General features: G+C 37.3%; 8 protein-coding genes. All 8 read left to right on the forward strand.

What is annotated here, in order from left to right:
- Window positions 1-215 precede the first annotated feature (215 nt).
- Entirely contained in the window at window positions 216-14,975 is a 14,760-nt protein-coding gene (locus FMG_RS01035; RefSeq protein ID WP_012290214.1) for a SpaA isopeptide-forming pilin-related protein, read from the forward strand.
- Between the two features lie 313 nt (window positions 14,976-15,288).
- Entirely contained in the window at window positions 15,289-17,679 is a 2,391-nt protein-coding gene (locus FMG_RS01040; protein WP_012290215.1) for a pilin N-terminal domain-containing protein, read from the forward strand.
- A gap of 123 nt (window positions 17,680-17,802) precedes the next feature.
- Window positions 17,803-19,194: an MSCRAMM family protein gene (locus tag FMG_RS01045; protein WP_012290216.1), complete on the forward strand. Its 1,392-nt coding sequence runs from the start codon at window positions 17,803-17,805 to the stop codon at window positions 19,192-19,194.
- Between the two features lie 174 nt (window positions 19,195-19,368).
- A complete protein-coding gene (locus FMG_RS01050; protein ID WP_012290217.1) occupies window positions 19,369-20,235 on the forward strand; it encodes a class C sortase in 867 nt (288 codons plus the stop codon).
- The gene (locus FMG_RS01055) at window positions 20,222-21,061 is read left to right on the forward strand and encodes a class C sortase (protein ID WP_012290218.1); all 840 of its coding nucleotides are present in this window, start codon (window positions 20,222-20,224) and stop codon (window positions 21,059-21,061) included. The genes FMG_RS01050 and FMG_RS01055 overlap by 14 nt, the downstream gene beginning before the upstream one ends.
- Window positions 21,048-21,902 carry a class C sortase gene (locus FMG_RS01060; protein WP_012290219.1) on the forward strand — a complete coding sequence of 285 codons (855 nt, stop codon included), beginning with the start codon at window positions 21,048-21,050 and terminating at the stop codon, window positions 21,900-21,902. The genes FMG_RS01055 and FMG_RS01060 overlap by 14 nt, the downstream gene beginning before the upstream one ends.
- 102 nt (window positions 21,903-22,004) lie before the next feature.
- Window positions 22,005-22,508 carry a GNAT family N-acetyltransferase gene (locus FMG_RS01065; RefSeq protein ID WP_012290220.1) on the forward strand — a complete coding sequence of 168 codons (504 nt, stop codon included), beginning with the start codon at window positions 22,005-22,007 and terminating at the stop codon, window positions 22,506-22,508.
- On the forward strand, window positions 22,508-23,242 hold the full coding sequence (locus FMG_RS01070; protein ID WP_012290221.1) for a carbon-nitrogen hydrolase family protein: 735 nt from the start codon (window positions 22,508-22,510) through the stop codon (window positions 23,240-23,242). Before FMG_RS01065 ends, FMG_RS01070 begins: the two co-directional genes overlap by 1 nt.
- The last annotated feature ends 1,103 nt before the right edge of the window (window positions 23,243-24,345 follow it).

Raw genomic sequence — 24,345 nt, forward strand, 5'->3', positions numbered from 1 at the left:
TAGAACTAACTGAGTCAGGCAACATTATTCATCAACTATGTTGGGCTGATTCTTTATTTGTGTTAGGGACTTAAAACGAATCATTATCGATATCATTACCAAAAGTTTGTAAAAATTTTTATATATACTTGTAATACAGTAGAGAATTAAATTAGTATAATAAATATCAAATTACTAACATTTAAAATAAAAATCAAGTAAATCAGGAGGTTAAAATGAGAAAAATATTTGACAGACTAACGTCATTAGTCATGGTCATGCTTATGGTCATACAATCATGCGTGCCAGCAATTACATCATTTGCTAAGGAGGAAGAGCTCGACAAGAGATACGTAATACAAAAGTTCGAGACCTTAAAACAGGATACTTATGCCAATTTTTCATTGAACCTCGCAACGATATTAGATGACAAGAATTTGGATACCGACACCAACGTCAAGTTCACGTTGAATGCGACGAGTAACGATTCCAACATCAAACTATTGGTTAGAAAAGATTTCAGTCTTTATGATGAGAGGACATTCGACAAGGTAGAAGATGCCTACAAAGAGTTCGACAGAATAGACAAATCACTCAAAGATCAAGGATTGAGCCTAGATGTATCAGTAGTACAAGATGGCGAAAAATACAGAATCAAAAACAACTACGTACCACAAGCAGGAAAAGAAGACTACGGAAGTGACTACAAAGTATACAGCCTTAAGGTAATAGACAAATTTGATTTTGACAAACAAGGTTTGTACAACAAATTACCAGAAAACGACAAGTTATCAGCAGAACACAACCTACAAATAGCTGAACAAAGAAGACTTCAACAAGACGGCGAAGTTCCAGAACCTGACAAGCACAACGTAACTTACATCTTCAACTTCAAGGTTGACAAATCAGTCGACCCGGCTCTTACAACAATAGCTCTTAATAAGGATGCAAACAATCCACTTGAAGTAAAACAAAACGCAGACCTATTCGCAGCTATATTAAATGATAGAACTTACAGCGTATACCAAACAGAACAATTACCAGCTGAAGTTACATCATCAATAGAACACAAAAAAGAAGTTGCCAAAAAGAAAGCAGAAGCCGATGCAAAAGCAAAAGCAGAAGCCGATGCAAAGGCAAAGGCCGAAGCAGATGCCAAAGCAAAAAAAGAAGCTGACGAAAAGGCAAAGAAAGAAGCCGAAGAAAAAGCAAAGAAAGATGCCAAGGCAAAGGAAGAAGCAGATGCCAAGGCAAAACAAGAAGCCGACAAACTAAAAGCAGAAGAAGCTAAGAAAACAGAAGAACAAAAAGCACTTGACGAAAAAGCGAAACAAGAAGCTGACGCAAAGGCAAAAGCGGAAGCCGAAGCCAAAGCAAAAGCCGAAGCCGGAAAAATAAAAGCAGAAGCCGAAGCAAAACAAAAAGCCGAAGCAGAAGCCAAAGCAAAACAAGAACAACTTGCAAAAGAACAAGCTGAAGCCGAAGCTAAAAAAGCCGCTGAAGAAAAAGCGAAGAAAGACCTTGAAAACAAAAAACTTCTTGGACTTGTAAAAGACGTAGAAGAAAAACAAGAAGAAGAACCTATTATAAAGAAGAAGGAAATAAAAGAAGAAGTCAAATCAGAACCTGCTACACCACAAGAAAGAAAACAAAAAGCAGAAGAATTTGACAAAGCATTAAAAGAAAGAAAAGAAGAAATCAAAAAATCAGAAGACAAAAAAGATGCTAATAATAAAGAAGACAATAAAAAGACAACTGATAAAAAAGAAGTTAGCAAAGAAACAAAAGGATTATTAGAAGGCATCAAAGAATTCTTCGGATTTTCAAACCTACAAAAAGCAGACCGTGAACTAAAAGCAATCCTATCAGTAAAAGCCAACGGATTAAAAGAAGTTCAAGCATTATTATCCAGCTTTGAAGACAAATATCATCTAACACAACAAGAACAAGCAAAACTAATGGACGATAACAAAGATGCAATCAAAGCCCTTATCGAAAGAGATGCAGACAAGAACTTCAGACCACAAATGTTTTTTACACAACTTACTGATAAAGAAAAAGCAAATCTTGAAGGCAAAAAGTACAATATTTTAACACGATTTGATACTTCAACTGCTGTTGGACCAATAAAAAAAGGACAATCCTTTAATATTCACTTGGATGAAAAGTTAAAAGTAAACGATCCAAATTCTTTACAACCGATAAAACATAATGGACAAGTAATAGCAACTCCTCAATATGATTCACAAAAGAATATTATTACTTATACCATTGACCACGATATAACTGAAAATATTCAAGTACCACTTGATATTCCTGTAGATTTTAATACAGATAAAATCAAACTTGATAACGATGGAACGTTCACTGTAACTAATAAGGTATCTGGTCTTGGAGTAAAAGCACCAAAAGATTTGGTTCCTCAAAAAGTTGACCGTAATGGTAATCCAGCTGGATCAATCATCGAACCAGGAAGAAAAGATGTAACTCAAATTATCGGAGCTGATGATTCAAACTACAAGATAGACATGAGTGCAGTAGCAAATCCAGTTATTAAAGATGGAGAACTTAAAGGTTATAACTGGACCGTAAGAGTAACTTCAGACACAAACTTAGAAGAATTAGGCTTCAAAGCAAACTTTACAACAGTAAAGGGATCTGGTCTTGGAAAAATCTCAAGTAATGATAATAAAGTGAAATTAACTCCTCAACTTCAAAAAGCATTCGGTATCCACGACTCCGAGCACCACGCTCCAACAGGTAGGGAAATCACCTACAACCTCTACACACCAATCCAAGGCATGCAAGAAAAGTACATGATGGACCTATCAGTTATCCTAACGAAGAAAAGCAACAAAGTTGGTGCAAAAAGAATTGTAATAGATGAAGGATGGCCACACGACAAAGTAAAGGAAGCCACACCTATAAGATCAGGCATCAACAACAGGACAACTATCCTTGGAGAATTTACTTCAGAAAATTCTGCTAAGTGGACAGTAACAGACGGAGTATCTTCTGGAGATACAGATGTAAAGCTTCCTTTAGAAGATAGAAGTCTAAGCACAAATCAAAATGGATCATTAAAACAAACTGCAGTATATAAAATTGACCCAACATCAGGCCAAATGGTTGAAGATAAAACAGGTGCTACAGGTGCAAAACCAGTAGGCACAATTGCAGTATATGAATACGAATCTACATTTGATAAAAGCGATACAACTCCGCTTGAATTATCAGGGGTAGCTATCTCCAAATACGAAAACATAAACGTAGAACAAAACTGGAACCTTGGTCAAGGCTTAACAATGCCAAAAATGAAACTAAAGGCAGTAGATGGATCAGGAAATAAAATAGGGGAGGAAATTACAGTTGACAAATCAACTGACCCTAATCAAGCCAAAAGATTAATCACAATTCCAAATGTAAAAGTGTGGAATATACAAGAAGGTGAACGTAAATTCACTAAAAATGATGTAAAAATCAAGCAAGATTTCCCAACTAATGATAAAGATTTAAATGGAAAGACAATATCATACTATGAAAACAACAACTGGTATGACTATAACAAAAAAGACTACTTTATCCACAATAGAGCCACAGTAGAAAAAGTTCCACAATATGCAAACTTCACCCTTATCAAAAAAGGAGATGACGGAAAGGCTCTAGAAGGAGCGACATTTAAGCTTTTAGGCCAAGGCGAAGCAGAAATCACTACTGACAAAGAAGGTAAAATCCACTTTAACAACATTGCTCCTGATTCCTATCGACTAATAGAAACAAAGGCACCAAAAGGCTACAAACTTAACCAAGAGACAACCTTTGTAAATGTAGATGAAAATGGAGGAATCTCCATAAGTGGAAGCTCTGCTAAGTTAAAAGTTGGAGCAAACCCAACAGTTACCATAGCTCACAATGGATACCCAGGATACATGAACGCTATGCACTATGCAAGGGTAAATGATGATGGCTCAGTTACAACATACATTTATCTAAAGGCAAATAGTGGTACAACTAACAAAGATACAAGATTAAATCTAAGATTAAACGGATCACAAGATGGCAGATTTAATAAAACAGAAGATGTCAAAGTCTACGATGTAAACCCATACTATAGGGAATCATTAAAGACTACTATGATTCAACAAAGAGTAGACCAGAATACTATAAATGAAATTGGGAATACAAATGTCCTCACTACTCCAAATAAAAAACCAATTAGAGCTAATCGTTATACTAGAGATCCTTTTACAGGACAATCTGGTTATAGGATTACCATTCCAGAAGAGAGATTTGTAAATGATTGGGGCTTCCTAGTTGTTGCAAACTCACCAGCAGGAACAAGTGTAACCTATGATTGGTTGACAGATGGAAATAAAGACTTTACACAAAATAACGCTAGATTACAAGACCAAACTGTCATACCTACTACAGCTGAACAAGCAAGTCAAGATACAGAAATCACAATTTCAAACGAGAAATTCCAAACTCGTCCTGTAGAAATTAAAAAGCTTGATAAAAAAGAAAATCCTATAGTAGGAGCAAACTTTGAATTAAAAGATGATAAAGGCAAGTTAATTTCAACTGCTACTTCTCAAGCAGCCGACGAAAAAGGCGAAAACGCAGGACTTGCATCCTTTGGTGATCAACCAGAAGGAAAATATACTATAGAGGAAACTTCTGCACCAGAAGGTTATATCAAATCAGACGTAATCTTTGATGTAACAGTAGATGAGTCAAACCAAGTAACCTACAAACCTAGATTCAAATCTGGTAATGGTACACCAGTAAATGGAGAAGACTACTTGATAGAAGACGAAGAGCAAACCCAACAAAGCTCAGATGCTAATGTAACAAAAGTAAGTCAAACCCTAAAAATCAACGAAAGTGATGAGGGTGATATAGGTGTAAGACCACAAGTTTGGGAAGCTTATAGATTAGAGTCATTAATCTACAACGCGACAATCGACCTTGAAAATACAGCTCCTGGTCAAAGATTTTCTATCCAATTTGATAGAAACCTAGACTTCACTCAATATTTTGGAGAGTTTCCTAAGGTAAAAGTAGCAGGAGTAGAAGTAGCAGACCCATATTTTGACTACACAACTAATAAGCTAACTTATGTATATAATGAAAAGTCAGCAGGTGGTAAAGGTCAAGCAAAGATTGAACTTAAGGGTATTATCCCATCCAAGTACTTTGCTCAAAATGATGGAACTTATCCATTCTCGGTAATAGTAGCTCCAGGTAAAACTGGCATAGAAGGTCAAAGAATAGATATAAAAGTTCCAGCAGACTATGGTCAATACGACTACGATGGTAACAACAAAGAAGTTCCACAATCCTACTACTTCAGAGACGTATATAAAGGTGATGATGGAAATTGGTATGTAGCAGCACTTGCCTACTACAACCCAGACCACATAAGAACATCTCCTGAGAGAGAACTTCGATTTAACTGGTTGTCAACTAACTACCAAGGAGCTCACAAGAACTTTTTCACTTGGTCAGGTAATGGTAATAAGCCAGCCTTCTCTTTAAAAGATGTTAAGGTCTACCGTACATCACCAAATATGTTTACGATAAATGCAGGAAACTTTGACAAAAAAGTCAACAAAAACATGCCGTTGTCATTTGGTGTAAGACCAGAACAAGACCCTGCAAAATATAACTTAATATATTCTAAGTCTATCGATCCAAGATATGCCGTTAACAATGACAGACAAGGTGGGGTTACTCTTAACTATGATCCATCTCAAATTCAAGATTTTGGACTTATCACGCAAAACAGTCCTCTTAGAATTGGAATGCCAGCAATATCTAATGCTAGTAAGAATGGTTATATAATTGAACAGACTTTCAAGATTGACGACATGCACAAGTTCAACAATCTTTGGAGAGTCTTCTTGATGCAAAATAATGGTTTCAAATCATCATTTATCACTAGAGCCAACTACAACAAGGCTATCGGTGATCAAGCTGGTGGAGAAATACCAAAATTCTTCAGCCAAAAGGTAGCACTTTTCAATAAAAAGTACACTCCAGGTAAGTTTAATATTAAAAAACTTAATGAAGCTGACCTATCCAAAACTCTACCGGGTGCATCATTTAAATTAGAAGATGAAAACAAAAATGCTATCTATAGGTCATCAGGCCAAAAAGGTATGGTGACATTTGATAACCTAAAACCAGGCATATATACCCTAACAGAAGAAAAGGCTCCAGATAAATATGTAAAATCTGATAAGACTTGGAGAGTTAACGTAGGTACAGATGGTCAGGTAACTATCATAGAAATCGGTCTTGGCTCAACAGGAGAAACACTTGTTGGCGACAATATCGAATTATCGGTTACAAACAAACCAGTAGCGACAAAGCTTACAGTCTACAAAAAAGACAACGAAAACATGCCACTTCAAGGAGCGAAGTTCAAGATTACTACAACTGATGGCAAAGATGTTGCTACAGGAATATCTGATAAGAACGGTGTTGTAACATTCGATAAAGACCTTGAAAAAGGAACATATATCTTAGAAGAAGAATCAGCTCCAGCAGGTTACAACAAGCTTGACAAGAAATGGGTAGTAGAAGTAGGCGCAGACAATAAAGCTAAGGTCTACAACTATATTGAAGGACCAAAAGAAGGAACTAACCCTGAGGTCAACAAGTCCATCCTAGGAGAAAAAGGAACTAAATGGGTAGACGTTGCAAAAAGACCACTTGATGGTTGGATTCTAGGAGATAACAGACAAACAGGCTATTACAACAACTGGCCAGTTCCATATAGACTTGGTACAAGAATTGTTGGTAAGAACACGAAGGACCTTAACAATAAATATGTTATCCAAAGATATGTAATCAACCCAGAAGCAGATAGCTTAACTCTTAACCAAGCATCAATTCACAGAGAAAAACCTAACTTTGAAAATATGGATTGGTATGCTGGAAATGAAACATATAAGATTTTTGAGCTTGATAAGGCTGTCGATGGCGAAGTAGAAGACATCAGACTTGAAAACTACAAGTTAACTGATATTACAAATCAAGTCACAGTATCTAAACAAACTATTTCAGGTGGACCAAGACTTTCTATGAACTTTAATAATAGAAAGATTACAACACCTATTGTTATGGATATTAAAATACCATACAAGGAAGAATACGGTGGAGTAGGTACTGGAATGGACTTACAAACAAGCAAGGGCTTGTTCTGGAAGTCAGACTACTACGACAGGGCCAGCCACATTGTTGAAGGAGACCCTGTAGTAACAACAGGAGAAGCTGGAAACATCAAGGGAGCTTATGTTTCTGAAGGCTCAGTTAATGTAAACAATGATAGATTAGTTCAAAAATTCTCGTTCAAGAAAGTAGATGAGACTGGTAATGATGCAGTAACAGGTGCAACCTTTAGTTTAAAGGGACCAAAGAAATCAGACCAAGACCCAGGTAAAGAAGTTTGGAAGAGATCTGGCAAAGATGGTATGGTCAACTTCGATGACCTTATACCAGGCATCTATCATCTTACAGAAACAGGCGCAGCTCAAGGTTACGAAAAATCCAACACAGATTGGACAGTAACAGTAACCAAAGACGGCAAGATTTATATCAGAGACAACAATCCTGGTTCAACAGTTCCAGACACAAGTGCTAAGTGGCAAAAAGTAAACACAAGTGCAACTAATCCAAACAGACATTTACAAGCTTCATCAAGTACAGGAAGTCCTGTAAAGATTGCTACAAAAATTACAGAAGTTAATAAGAAGGGCAATAAGTTTAGACAGGTTTACATCATAAATGGACAACCAGAAAACTTAATAAATCCATATTTTGAACTTCATGCACAGGAAGAAACAAGAGGACTTACACTAGACAACACAACGATAGTGTCTATGAACCTAGTTGATAGATCATCAACCCCTGAAAATCTTGTAAACGTAGGAGAAAAGATTGACTATACTACAAAAGTATATGTTAAGAATAATGGTCAAAACAGAATTCAAATAAATCCAAAGAACTTAGCTGGACAAGAAAAAACAATAGCCCTTACAATTGAAACTGAAATACCAAACTCAGGTACAATTGGAACAGGACTTGACTTCATAAACTCAGGATACAACAACCATTATTGGTTAGCAGAGTGGTATGACAGTTTCAAGGATATGAAATTGGAACCTGCCACAACTACTGGAACAGATAAAAATGCAACGGTTTATGTAGGAACAAATAGAGCAACTAACAATCCAACAGCTCCATTTAGAATAGATTCCAATTCAGCACCATTACGAACAGCGGTTACAATAAGACAACGTGTAGCTACAAGAAGCGTAATGAGTGATGCAGTTGTATTAGGATTGTACGGATTGAATAAAAGCATCGAATCAGATAAGCTCGAACTCGGCGACAACCTAGTAGGAACAGCGGTAAGAGCTGATGGTTGGGAAACAGTTGATCCTAACAGATCTAGAAATGTTACTACTAGATCAGATGGACCTAATAACCAAACAAAGATAACTAAGATAAATAAAACTCAAGGTAAGTATAGACAAATTTTCCTAGTTAATAAGTCAGGTGAAGCTTTAACTGATGCGAAATTTGATTTTCACGCAGAACCAAAAAATACAAACGTGTACGGTAAAAAGCCAAGATTTGGAGATATAAATTTCAAAGTAGTAAGCATAAGACCGGTATTGCAGTCATCTACAATTGATAACATCCAATATGATGGAACAGGAACAATTGGCACAAATAGTATAGCTGATTATAAAGATGGTCAGTGGACTAGATATACTTTTAAATTAAATAGTACCAACAAACCATTTGTTATAGAAGTAGAATACGACTATCCTAAGTCTGGTGAAATTGGTCTAGGTATGGATTACTATTCTAATGCTAGATGGGAAAGAACAAAAATTTGGGCAGCTCAAAAATATGGTAGTGTAAATGATATTAACTACAAAACCCAAGAAACAACCTACAGCATCACTAAAAACACTCCAGCCAATGGTAGTTTAACTATTTCAAAGGATAAAGGTATTAAAGAAAACGAACAAGTTACAATAACAGCCACACCAAATGATGGCTATGTACTTGAAAGCTTGATAGTAGATAAAAATACCGTAAGTGTAGATGGAAATAATAATTACTTCTTAACAATGCCAGGACATGATGTTAATGTAACAGCTACCTTCAAACAAAAAGCAGCAAAAAAATATAAGGTAGATGTACAAGGTTCAACAAATGGTACATTTACTGTTGATAAGAGTGAAGCTGCAGCAGGGGAAGTTGTAACAATAAATCCACAACCTGCTCAAGATTATAAGGTAAAGGAAATTTATGTTGGAAGTTCTGTTGGACAAATTACAGTAACTGATAACAAATTTAAAATGCCAAGTACTAATGTATTGGTAAGAGTAGAATTTGAACCTAATAATCAACAAACAGATTACAAGATAACATCTTTTAATTCTGAGCAAGGTTCAGTTACAGCTAAGGCTACAGCTAAGGCAGGAGAAACAGTTCAATTAACTGTAAGTCCGGCTAATGGATATCAGGTTGGAAGCATTAATATCACAGATGAAAATGGAGTAGGAATCCAAGGCTTAACTGTAAATCAATTAGATAAGACATTTAAAATGCCAAGTCAAAATGTAAAGATTATTGCTACATTTAAAGAAATACCAAAGGCAACCTACTATGTCAGCAGAGATGGTGACACAAGGGGTTATATCACAATTAATGGCATAAACACTAATAGACTTGGTGCAAAGGCAGGAGACACAGTCAATTTCCAAATTACAGCCGGTTCAAATTACAAGCTAACAGGTGCAAGGGTAACAAAGGCACCTTATGGGGGAGCTGTTGATAACTTTAAATTCGACCCAGCTACAGGACTTGGATCATTCACAATGCCAGATTCAGATGTAACTGTCTATGGTGACTATACTAATAAACCATACGGCGAAAGAACAGCTTCTGAAGACAGAACTGAGGTTCTTAAAAAAGAAACTAAGGTTACAGTTGACGAATCTCTTGCTCCAGGCGAAAGAAAAGTTGACAAGCCAGGTTCTGATGGAGAAGTCAAGACCAGATACACTGCAACTTACAATATTAAGAAAGCTGGTTTAAAAGAAGCTGCTGATCCAGCGGGCTGGCCATCAGAAGTAATATCTGCATTAAAGGCTAAGAGAGCAAGTAACGAAATTATTACTGCCTACAGCAAGGTAAAATTATCAAGAACTGAACCAGTCGCAGAAGAAGTTCGTGTTGGTAAGTCTGACGACCCAATTGATAAGTTTGTTCCAACTGAACAAGACAAGCTAATCAAGGATGGACAAACTCAAGAACTTGTTAAGATTACCAACAAAAAAGATGGTATCAATCCTAAGATTATAAAGAGAAATCCTGGTGGAGATCCACTAAAGGATGCAGAATTTACAATCGAAAAGATGAAGGATAAAGATTACAAGGAAGTAGATTCTTCATTTGGCAAGATAACAGCAACTTCCGATGAAAAAGGTAATGTAACATTCAAAGACCAGGCTGGAAATGAAGTTAAACTTAAAAAGGGTTATTACCTATTAAAAGAAACTAAAGCACCAGAAGGTTATAAGAAGTTCTCATCTGATTGGAAGATCGAGGTTAAGGATGATGGTGGTAGAATGTTCGCAGTCTACCAAGGACCAGAAGATACACCATCAAGCTTGATAAACAACAACGAAAAATCTAACGCTGGATATTCAGCAGACAACGCAAATATCAAGTTCAAGTCAAGATTAACTTATATAGATCCAGAAAAGAACACTTATGTTCAAAGAATCTATATAGATACAAGACCTTACTATGGTAATGACACTGAGGAAAATAAAGGACAATTAAACGTTCAAATCACTCCTAAGTACAAGAGAGAAGAAATAGATACTCCAGGAGCACTTCCACAAACTATTAAAGACGGAGTTAAGACAGCATATTATTCATCATATAAATTATCAAATCCAAGTGATTTCAACAATATGAATGATAGTGCTATTGATAAGATATTAAGAACTTATGACTTGTCAAACAAGAACTTATCTATGGAAAAAACAGCTAGATGGAGACCATTTGACTGGGGCTTTGATGAAGACCAACTTAACCTCGGCAAGGGTGTCTATATAGTAGATGTGGAAGGTTACTATGACGATGTTATAATAACTGGTAAGTCTGACAAGAAAGATAAGTATGATATCCGTGAAAAAGACCTCGGTAAGATTGACCTTCACGTAGACTTCTACAAGGGAGCAAGACATTTCAAACAACTTAAGTTAGATGAAAATGGAAATGCAACTTACGAAGCCTTTGACAGAGCATCCTACCAAGGTGGTGCTAGCCAAGTAACAGAATATGTAAAACGTAAAGAAGGCACAGACGCTGCTAAGGCTTGGGCAGGCAAGAAGGATGACGGAGCGAAATACGCAAACTTTGTAGGTAGAGAAGTCACATATAATGGCAAAACCTATAAAACTGGTATAATCGATCCACCTCTAACAAACGAACCTACCATCCATGCTGACACATCAGTAAACCTCAACCCTCTTTACAACTCAAAAGTTAGTGAAGAGATACCAAAAGATGGTATGGTAATAGAAAACGAAGAAGAATCTTACAACATTACTTTCTCAAAACACGGTCGTGATAATAGTAAAGACGACATCAACAGTGAAAAAGTAACTAAGAACAGACTTGAAGGTGCAGTATTTAAACTACAAGTTCGTGGACCAGGTGGTCAATACGAAGACGTACCAGGTACAACTGTAGCATCGGCCTTCAATGGTTACTTCGGATTCAGAGGATTGAAGCCAGGTCGTTACAGACTAATGGAAGTAAGAGCTCCTCAAGGCTACAGACCAATTAGTGATCCTATTCTTCACTTTACAATCGCCTACAAGAAGGGTGATATTAAAGAAGAAACAGGAGAAGTAACACCAGGTAGAGGTGTCATAACACTTGAATACAACGAATCTAATGGTATCGTCCAATACGCACCAGAAAAGAATGACGCTGACGGTAATCCAATTACCCCAGATGATGGTAAGCTAGTCGACTATGTAACAGCAGCAACTGCCAAGAACATGGGTAAGATCATCAACGAAATCCCTGGCAAGGGTAAGGTAACTCTAGAAAAGTACGATGATGAAAATCACCTACTTCCAGGAGCAGAGTTCAAGCTAACAAGAATTAGCAAAGAAATCAAAGGAGACGATGATTCTAAGAAAAACGACGGAGTTTACACTAAGACAGTTGGCGAAGATGGTAAGATAGTATTTGATGATTTACCAATTGGTCAATACGAATTAGAAGAAACAAAGCCAGCTCCAGGTTACCAAAACAAAGGTAAAAAATGGAGATTTACAGTCGGTGGTGTGGGACTTGACCCATACGCAGACCAAGGTAATGTCGGTCTAAGAGATATTTCTAAGAGTGTTGAAATGACATCAGAAATGTCAGTTGTTAGACCAGATGGAAATGATGGAACAGAAAAAGAAGGCAATTCAAAGATTCACCCACACAAAGGGCATGCATTATCCTTCAAAAATACTTTCAAGGTAAAAGAAGACACTGCAATAAAACCAGGTGACTACTTTACAATCAAGTTGACTGACAATATAGACCTAGAAGGTATAATGAAAGAAAAATCACAAAACCTAGACCTATTTGCAGACGGTGTCGGTACTATAGCCAAGGCTAAGTACGACAAGGAAGCAGGAACTTTGACTTATATCTTCACAGGTTATGCTGATCAATATAACAAGACAGACTTCGAAAATACTATCACAGCTCATATCAACTTAATGAAGGTTCCAAACTCAAGCACGCAGTCAGTGGGAATGGGTGTAGGAACTCCTACAACAAATAATATTGACGTAGAATATGAATTAAACATGGCTAAGAGGTCAGAAGGTGGCAATACTCCTAACATGACATCTAAGATAGTAAGCTTTGACAGAGAAACTGGAGAATTTGTCCAATACTACTATATTAATAGAGATAAGACACTTACAAAATCAGCAGAGTTTGAATACACTCCAAGTGAAGCTGTAACAAATCTTAAATTTGACTACTATGCTCTAAGACAAAATAGTGGCAACATTTATGATTACAACAAGGGACAATATGTAGACCCTATAGTCAAAGACATGCCAGAATCCTTTGGGGTAGATGAAAATTCTTATAACCTCAACTGGTACTACACTGATGGTTACTACAACCTAGGAGCAGGTCAAACTCAGAAAATATCACTAGGAACTCTAGGCAAGGATAATTCATTAATACTAAAAGTCACAGGTAAGGTAAAAGCAGAAAACATTGCATCATATGATACCTATGCTAAGATGTATGGTTATTATACTGAAAAGTGGACAGACTACTACGGTTACTCGCATAGTCAAACATACATGGGACCATTCGTAGAAAGAACAAATGGTGTTCGTATCTTTGAAAACAAGACAGAAGCAAGTGCAAAACTTGAAATAAAAGCAATCAACCCTAAAAATGAAATAATCTTCAAGAAGATTGACCAAAAAGGTAAAATACTTCCAGGAGCAAAGTTTAAACTTGAAAAGTACTATGATAATCAAAAGAAATGGATAGAAGAAACAGGCTCAGAAAAAACTTCTGACAAAGATGGCCTAGTAAAGTATGATACATTAAAACCAGGTAAATATGCCCTAATAGAAACCGAAGCCCCAGAAGGCTATGCGAAGATAGAAGGTCATATAGAAGAATTTACCGTAGGCGCTGATGGAGTAATCACTAGAGAAGTTCCTAAGGTAAAACCAGTAGAAACACCAAGACCAGTAGGTGTTATTGCAAATGTATCAGCTGCATTCAAAGCTGTGGCTAGTGCGATAACAGGAAATGACAACACCGAAACAGTGACAGAACATGTAAGTAAAGAGCCAATAGATGTTGTAAACTACAAAGAAATTGAATTCGAAAAAGTTGATGGTGATAATCACAAGACAAAACTTGAAGGTGCAGTCTTTGAAGTTCATTACAAAGAAAAGGATACTGATAAGGATTACTCACCACTTAAAGTTAAGAAGACTGTAGAAGGAAAAGAACAAGAAGTAACCATGACAGCAACTTCAGAAAAAGATGGTAAGTTCAAGTTGCCAATAACAAAAGATGGCTACTATGCTCTTAAGGAAATTAAGGCGCCGGCAGAATATGCTAAGATGCCAGGTTATATTAAGGAATTTAAGCTAGAAAATGGTAAGGTTAAAATACTTGAAAAAGACCCATTGAAGGCAAGTAACAAGACTTCTACTAAGGGTAAAATCACAAGTGAAATAATCTCAGTGGATAAGGACAACAAGACTTTCAAACAAAGAATTGTTATTAACCCTAACCACGAAACTATGACAGTTCCATCCTACGAGTCATATATCCGTATCAAGGAAAATGACTGGAAGATAACACCTAAATACAAGAGTTCTAGTGGGTCTGGTATAGGTGGAGAAGTCAATGTAGCTATTCTTAAGAAAGATGACAAAAAGACACTTGATAAGTTAACAAAAGATGACTACAAGAAAGTTGATGCTATTAGCTTTACAACAGCCGGTAATATCACAGGTTCAAGATATGGACTAAAGGAAATGCTAGGCGTAACATCTACTACTGACACGCCAATCGAAACAACAGATTCAATAGTAATGGAATTTACTGGTAAGCTTGATGAAAATAATACAACAGGCACAGCCGACCAACTATTTGAACTTGTATTTAACTCAGGAATTGATGACTCAGTTAGTGACAAGCTAGATGTAAAAACTATCGCAGAAGGAAAGCCTGCATACGCAGACCATGATTCCAAAGACCCTATCCAAGTGGAAAACCGCAAGGCAACTTATCCATTGACTGGTGCGATGGGTATTATAGGATTCCTTGTAGTTGGTGGTATAATGATGGCAACGGCGTACTACAAGTACAGACGTAAGAGAAGAGAGAGTGCATTATCATGATTGGATTAGATCAAAAGATGAGGTACCCTCCGTAAAGGGACTAAAATAAGAGACAAGGGATGAGGCGAGAAGCCAAGTCCCTGGGGTCTCGATGATGTTCAGACAAATCTTTTAAATGAGATAATAAAAAGGAAAAACTAATCAACTTAAGATACGAGATTAGAAAGGCGGACTGAAAGGTTCGTGGAAAGGCGAGGTGATGAAACTCAAAAAGAGTGGAAAGCTGAGCTGAAAAAAATGCCCACGAGGCAAAGGTAAAGGTAATAATTTGCGGGAAGCAAATAATTATAAAAAAATATAAAGGAGTTATATTATGAAAAAAAGATTTTTATCACTAATCATAGCATTAGCGATGATGGTTGGTGTATTCACCCCATTGATAGCTAGTGCTGCTGATGAAACAACTAAAACTGTTACTCTTCACAAAATTTTGATGGACAAAACAACATTTGGAAAATTTACTGAAGGTACAACTGGTAAAGATGGAACGGAATATGATGGTAATAAAATTACTAATGTAAAAGATTTCTTTGCTGGTAAAGAGGCTAAAGAAGGTTCTGCTAAAGAAATTGCTGGAGTATTCTTTGCATGGCAAGTAAAAGGCAAGGAGTTTGTGTATAAAACTAATAGTGAAGGTATTCTCGTTGACAAAAATAACCAAGTTATAGAAGCTAATATCAAGGATTATGATAAACTTACTACTGATGAATTAAAGGCAAAAGCAGTTGTAGATCATGAACAATATATTAAAGGTAAATTAGTTGATGGTGTTATGACACCTGATTTAGATTCAAATGATGCAATTCAATTTACTAATGATTTAAAAGAAGCTTTTGGTGCAAAAACAGGCGATGAAGGTGTTAAATTTAATACAGATAAGTTAAAAGGAACATTCCTTATTCAAGAAATTCACGAAAAATCAACATACGTTGATAAAGACGGAAAAACTCTTACAGATACTAAGGCTGTACCAGTTGAAATTACTCTTCCACTTGTAAATGAAAAAGGAACTGTACAAGATGCTCACGTTTATCCTAAGAACACTGAAGAAAAACCAGAAACACACAAGGACTTTACAAAAGAATTCACAACTGAACAACCAAATGGTAGAACAGAAGATGCTAAAGAAAATGCAGCTGCTGAACCACACAATGTAGGAGATGTTATTGATTACACTGTAACTACAAAAGTTCCAGCAAAAACTAAATGGAAAACAGCATTCTGGGACGATAAAATGACTGAAGGTCTAACATTCGTTACTAGGAAAGAAGCTAAAAATGCTATTAAAGAAACAGATAAATTATACAAAAAAGGTTTAACTGTTAAATATGATGGCAAAGAAATGGATACTAAATGGTATGAATTAGATGAAACTGAAAATGGATTTACATTAAAATTAACAGATAAAGGTTTAGAAGAAATTGCTAAAGCTACAGAAGTAAAAGAAATTAGATTAGACTACCATGCAGTTCTTAACGAAAAAGCAGTAGTGGCTATTCCAGAATCTAACGACGTTACTTTCCACTATGGTAATAACGATAACCATGGAAACACACCAGTACCAAACAAACCAAATGATGATGGTGAAATGAATGTAACAAAAACTTGGGCTGATGGAGTTCCAGCAGCTGGAGAATGGGCAGAATTTACTCTTTATAATGCACAAACTGGAAAGAAAGTAGGAACTGTTAAGTTCACTACAGATGCAAATGGAACAACTACAACTTACACTCCAAATGATGATTACAAAGCTACAGGAAGTGAAAAACCACAAGGTCCAAGCAAAAAAACTGATGGTACAGCTAATGACAAAACTACATGGAAATTCACTTGGACAGGTCTTGACAAAGACATCCAATACAAAGTTGTAGAAAAAAATAATATGAATGAAACTGCAACTTATGGTAAAGGTGCAAATGGCGAAATAACAATCACAAACAATAAATGGAACAACCCAGAACCAATCAACCCTAATGAACCAAAAGTTGTAACTTACGGAGCAAAATTCGTAAAGACTGATACTGAAGGTAAGAGACTTCAAGGAGCAGAATTCGTAGTTAAGAATTCAGAAAACAAATTCCTAACAGGAACAGCTGTTAATCGTTCTGATTATAAAAAAGCACAAGATGCATTTATAACTGCTATAAATGCGTACAATGAAAAAATTAAAAATGGTGCAATAAGTGATAAAAACAAAGTAACTATTGACTCTAAAGAATATTCAAGTGATGCTGACGCAAAAGCTGCAATAAAAGCCCTTGAAACAAGAAGAGATATGCTTTGGAGTGCAACACTAAAAGATATGAATGGCTTTACAGCTACAGAAAAAAACGCAAATGGTGTACTAAAACTAACTTCAAATGAACTTGGACAATTTGAAATTGCTGGTCTTGCACCTGGCAAATATACTTTAGTAGAAACTAAAGCTCCAGCAGATTTTGTTGATGCAGAAAAAGCAACATTAGAATTTGAATTTGAAATCAAAGCTGATGGAACAATTTCTAGTACAAAAATGAATCCTATTGACTTTGGTATTAAAGATGACGATACTAAAAATGATAATGCAAAACAAGTAATCAACAAAAAAGTAACAATCCCACAAACAGGTGGTATTGGTACTATTATCTTCACTGCTATTGGTCTTGCAATAATGGCATCAGCTGTTATCGCTATCAAGAAAAGACAAGCAACTGAAGCTAGATAATAACTAGAAGATTAAGAATGAAGGAAAAGCAATTTTCCTTCTTCTAAAAGTGCAAATATATAATGTATTTGCACTTTTAGAAGAGTAAGCAATTAATGTTAAACATATATGGAAGGTAAAATTATGAAGATTTTAAGAAAAATTTTAATGGTTATGATAATGGTGGCGATGGTTGCGACTAGCAGTTCCTTTGCTGCGGGAGATTATTCGATAACTGTGACGGTGGACAAGAAATACGGGGATGTTACTGGCAAGATGAGCTTGTGGAAGGTTTCCGATAAACAAATTCGCGATTCCGAAAAGTCTACTGTGCTTGGTGATTTGAATAAGTTGTCCGTAGAAAATCTGAATTCTAAATACGAGAACAAGGCTGATGTGGAGTTTTCCAATAATGAGGCAGTGTTTAGGAATTTGGATAAGGGTGCGTATTATGTGCGTGACACTTCGGGCATCAAACGTAACAAGGAGATAGCTTCAGTATTGGTGAACCTTCCAGATGATGTGGAGAATGACAGCAAGAATGTGACTATTCATGCGAAGGAATCTTCTACGAATGTGAGACTTGTGAAGGTGGACGAGAGCGGTAATCCTTTGAAGGGTGCTAAGTTTAAGCTTCTTGTTAGACGTGGTAGCGAATATGTTGAGTTAAAAAACAAGGCTACTATGAAAAAAGATGATAAGCTTGAACTATCTCCAGAAGTTGACGACAGATCCAAGGTGAAATCTGAAGAAAACGCAGATGAGTCGAAGGACGAAAATTCCAAATCTGAAAAAGATGAAGAAAAATCCAAGGAAGAAAAAAAGGAAGAAAAGTCCAGTGAGTTATCTAAGAAAGAGGAAAAATCTGATGAGGGCTTGTATATTTCCAATGAATCTGGCGAGATTATAATCAACGATATTAAAAGAGGCGATTATATTTTCAGAGAGGTTGAAGCACCTGCAGGTTATTTGATTAAAAATATTGACACTAGGTTTACTATTGCTGACAAGTCGGTGGAACTTAGGGTTGTAAACAGCAAGACTACCGAAAAAGACAAGGGCAGACATGATTTCATGAAGACTGATGAAGCCAAGAAGCCTTTGGGTGGTGCGATGTTCAAGGTTATGACTAAGAACAAAGATGGAAAGTTCGAGCCTGTGAAGAAGGATGGCAAGGATTATATTGTAACGAGTGCCGATAATGGTAAGTTTTCTGTTGAGGACATGGATTATGGTAAGTATTACTTGGTTGAGATAAAGGCTCCGGAAGGTTTCATTTTGTTGAGTGAGCCTGTGGAATTTGAAATCAAAAAACAAGCCGATGATAAGACTATTTCCATTGCTTTCATTACTAACAAGAGTGATACGATTACTAGAAGAAGAACTACTCCAGGTGGAGATATTACTCGTCGTAGAATTCCAAAGACTGGGGATATTAGATTTTTCATGAGCATGATTGGTGGTTTGATTATGTTCTTTATTGGTAAGTGGATAATTGCGAAGGACGATAAGTTAATAGGAAAAAATATTAGGTAAATCGAAGAATTATTTGAAGTATAAATGTAGTGGGCCCTCATGCTAATGATCTACTGTTGTGAGTTGGGTTATGGTGTGGGGGCCGATGTTTATGCTGATGAGTCAAATGTTTTTCGATTTTATTTTTTGAGGTATAATTGACTTGGAAATCGGTGTTTGAGAAAGGTTATTGTGATGTGGAAGAAGATTAAGCATAATTTTGTGTTTATTTTAATATTTTTATTGGGATTTGGCGTGATGATGTATCCTGTGATTTCTAGGTTGTATTATAGGGTGGATTCGGCAAATCAAGTGAAGGAGTTCGACAAGGCTGTGAAGGGTTTGTCGAAGGAGGAATTGGCGAAGAGATTGGCGTTAGCGAAGGGCTATAATGATTCGTTGAATAATTTGGTGAGCAAGGATCCTTATGATAAGAAAAACCAAGAAGAGGGCAGGAAGGCTTATGCGAGAATGCTCGAGGTGAAAGAAAAGATTGGTCACGTTGAGATTCCGAAGATTAATCAGGATTTGCCGATGTATGCTGGTACGAGCGAGGATGTGTTGCAGATTGGTATTGGTCACTTGGAGGGTACGTCCCTTCCTATTGGTGGGAACAATACGCATGCGGTGTTGACTGCTCACAGTGGGCTTCCTACGGCGAAGTTGTTTACGGATTTGAAGATGATGAAGATTGGCGATAAGTTTTACGTTCACAATATTTTCGGGACGTTGGCTTATCAGGTGGATCAAATTAAGATTGTGGAGCCTTCGAATTTCAACGATTTGTTGATTGTGAAGGGTCATGATTATTGTACGTTACTTACTTGTACTCCTATTATGATTAATTCGCACAGGCTTTTGGTTAGAGGTCACAGGGTTCCTTACGTTCCTGCTGTGGATGAGGCGTTGATTGCTGATAACAAGGCAAGTTATATTTACAGGTATTTGTTCTATGTTTCTTTGGTTATTATCGCTATTTTATTGTATTTGATTTATCGTCAACGTAAGGCGAGAAAGAAATTGAAGGAACTTGATGTAGAGGATAAGCATGAAGAAGTCTAAGTTAAAGGAAAATTTGAAATATGTGTTGATTTTTTTGGTGGGGTTTGCTGTGGCGATGTATCCTTTGATTTCGAGGTTGTACTACAGGATTGAGGCTAACAGTGAGGTGCATGATTTCGATACTAATGCCAAGAAGATGGACAAGAAGGAGATTGACAGGAGGATTAGGCTCGCTCAGATTTACAACAAGACTTTGGATCCTAGTAAGCTTGCGGATCCTTATTCTGAGAAGGAAAAGAAGAATGCGATTAGCGAGTATGCGAGAATGCTCGAGGTGAAAGAAAAGATTGGTCACGTTGAGATTCCGAAGATTAATCAGGATTTGCCGATTTATGCTGGTACGAGTGAGGAGGTTTTGCAAAAGGGTGTTGGTCACTTGGAGGGGACTTCTCTTCCTGTTGGTGGCAAGAGTACGCACACTGTGTTGACTGCTCACAGGGGTCTTCCTACGGCGAAGCTGTTTACTGATTTGAACAAGATGAAGAAGGGCGATGTGTTTTTCATTCACAATATCAAAGAGGTGTTGGCGTACAAGGTTATCGACATTTTTGTTGTGGAGCCGAGCGATTTCGACAAGGTTTTGGTTGTGGAGGGCAAGGATTACTGTACGTTGTTGACTTGCACTCCGTATATGATTAATTCGCACAGGTTGTTGGTGCGTGCTGAGCGTACGGAATACAATCCTGCTGCTGTGGAGAAGGATTTGGTGAGTCAAGTGACTGGTAAGTACAAGATTTATTTGATTATTTCACTGATTATTATCGCTATTTTGTTGTGGTATTATATTAGACAAAGAAGAAGGAAGAAGAATAATGAGATCAAGTAGGAAGATTGGTTATGTGATTTTGTTTGTGGGGATTGGGATATTGACTTTTTGTTTGAGCAATTTGTCGTATAAGATTTTCTCGCAAGATAAAAAGATGGATGATTTTTTGAGGACACAAGGTGAGATGTCGACTGAGCTTTCCGAACGAATCGAAAAATACAATTCGAATGTGAATGTGGATGAGACAGGTATTGTGGATCCTTTTAATTCGGAGGATATTGAGCTTGAAGGTAGCAAGGTGATTGATGAGAATGGGATTTTCGGGTATTTGGAGATTCCGAAGATTAATTTCAAGAAGCCGATTTATTTGGGGGCTAGTTACAATCATTTGGCGAAGGGTGTCGGTCAACTTGACGGGACTTCGATTCCTGTTGGTGGCAAGGGCAGGCGTAGTGTGCTTGCAGGTCACAGGGGTTGGTACGGAGATATTATGTTGCTGAAGGTGGGTCAATTGTATTCTAATGATGTGGTGTATGTGCATCATCATGGGAAGACGTTGACTTACAAGGTTGTCGGAAGACAGTACATCAGTCCGTCGGATTGGGATATGTTGAAGCCTGTGGAAGGCAAGGATATGCTGACTATATTGTCGTGTGATCCGATGTATCCTCCATTCACTAGAAGAATTTTGATTAATTGCGTGAGGGTTGATGAGAATTCTGGTAAGGCGGGTGTTGATGCAAGCTCCGATAAGAAAAATACGACACAATTGAACACGAAAGGCGATTCGTCATCAAAAACTGTGGATTATGTTTTGTTGGCGTTTACAATATTAGCGTGGATTGTGCTTATTGTGAATATTAGAAAATTCGTGTTGGATATTAAAAGGCACAAAGATTAGGAGACTGCGGGTGTGAGCTCGCAGTTTTTTGTGTGGGCAAAATGGCAAATGTGTGTGAATTAGGATATAATTGATGTAACGAATGATGAAAAAGAGGGATTTATGAGATATAGATTATATAATGCGAATGATTACGACAGATGTTGTGATTTGTTGAGAGATTCTAATATGAAGTACAGTTTTTCTGAGAAGAGCGATGTGAAATTGTTCACGGATATTGTGAAATCGGAGAGTTTCTGTGAGGATTGTACGTTTGTATTGGAAGACGGCGATGCGATTTGTGGGATTGTGATGTTCACGAAATGTCGTGTGAGGAAGTTCGATGGGTTGTTGTTGTCGATTTTCTACATTGACGATGAGCATATGAGTGATGATAATGTGGATTTGCTTGTGGGAAATGCTGTCGATGATGTTATGAGTCGTGGTGTGAAATTTGTCTGCGTGATGGGAGAGCCTGATGTGTTCACGAGGTTTGGTTTCACGAGGGCGAGGGACTACGGGATTTTGTGTCCTTTTTATGTTGAGGATGATTATTTCATGGCGAGATGCGAGGATGGTTTTAAAACTCGTGGTGAGTTGAGTTATGCAAAGGAGTTTTTTGAGTAATGAAGATTAGTTTGTGTGCTGTGGAGCAACGTTTGAATGATAAGGTATTTAATATGAAGCAGATTGAGAAATATGCGAGACAGGAAGCTGAAAACGGCGCTGACATGTGTGTGTTTGGGGAGAGTTTTCTGCAAGGTTTTGAGTGTTTGAGTTTCGTGTACAAAGATGATGTTGGTGTTCCTGTGACGCAAAATTCGAATGAGATTGCGGAGATTCGTAGTATTGCGAGGGAGAATGAGGTTGCGATTTCGTTCGGATATATTGAGAATGATCATGGCGCATTTTATTCTTCGCAGATGACTGTGACGAAACGTGGCGAGATTATTAACAATTACAGGAGAATGAGTCCGGGCTGGAAGGAGCCTTCTGCTTGCAGCGATTACAGAGAAGGCAGCAAGTTGTATTTGTACAAGATGGACGGCGTGAGTTTTTCGACGTTGATTTGCGGTGATTTCTGGGATGAGAATTTGTATACTTATATTTCGATGATTGACTCGGATATTTTGTTGTGGCCAGTGTTTGTGGATTTTTCGGTGATTGACTGGTATAAGAATGAGTTTGAGGACTACAAGAAACAATCGCAGCTTGTGCCGATGCCGGTGTTGTTTGTGAATTCGTTCGTGGATGAGGACGACAGGGCGAAGGGTGGCGCGTATGTGTTTTACCAAGGGAAGGTTGTTGAGGAACTGGAGCCAGGGGAAGAGGGCGTGTTGAGGTATGAGTATAGGAAGTAGTGAGGTATGAGTGTTCGTGTGGGGTTAGTTTTTAGATGGAGTTAGAGTGTTCGTGGTTAGATAGATAGGGACAGGGTTTTGTTGCAGGATTTAGGTTGAGAGTTCGTGTGTAGATAGACAGGGACAGGCTTTTGTTGCGAGATTTACGTTGTTTCATACCAGAATAAAAGGTTTAACTTCGCTCCTCTGGCTTCCAAAAATTGGAAAGCCTCTAATCTCGAAATCCTAAAATTTGAAGCTCGTGCTTCGCACTCAAGCGGTCAAATTTTAGGATTTCTTCGATTGAGTTTTCACAATTTTTTCCAGATGACTCGCTTAGTTAAAGCCTTTTATTCTAAAGGGATCACACCTCATGTGGGATTAGGGGGAGAAAGTTGATAATTCAACTCTCAAAATCCTAAATCCGTCCGCTTGCTTGCGCTTCGCTTCCTGATTTTGACGGATTTTTTCGAATGAATTTTCGTTTGTATGTGAGTGTGCTGGGATAGGTTGTGACGTGGTTATTTTGCTAGATTAGGAGCAGAGAATTCGTGTGTAGATAGACAGGGACAGGGTTTTTGTTGCTAGATTTACGTTGTTTCATACCAGAATAAAAGGTTTAACACGCATCGTCTGGCTTCCAAAAATTGGAAAGCCTCTAATCTCGAAATCCTAAAATTTGAAGCTCGTGCTTCGCACTCAAGCGGTCAAATTTTAGCCGGATTTCTTCGATTGAGTTTTCACAATTTTTTCCAGATGACTCGCTTAGTTAAAGCCTTTTATTCTAAAGGACTCATACCTCATGGGGGATTTGGGGGAGAAAGTTGATAATTCAACTCTCAAAATCCTAAATCAGTCCGCTTGCTTGCGTTTAGCTTCCTGATTTTGACGGATTTTTTCGAATGAATTTTCGTTTGTATGGGGCTGGTGCTTAGGTAGGTAAGGACATGAGTTATGGTTGCTGGATTGGGAGCAGAGAATTCGTGTGATCATAGGTTTTTTACAGGCGATTGGTTGCAGGAGATACTCTGTTTCAAACCAGAATAAAAGGTTTAACACGCTTCGTCTAGCTTCCGATTTTCTCCAGATGATTCGCTTAGTTAAAGACTTTTATTCTAAAGGGG

The organism is Finegoldia magna ATCC 29328 (assembly GCF_000010185.1).
In the GTDB taxonomy this organism is placed as follows: Bacteria; Bacillota; Clostridia; order Tissierellales; family Peptoniphilaceae; genus Finegoldia; species Finegoldia magna_H.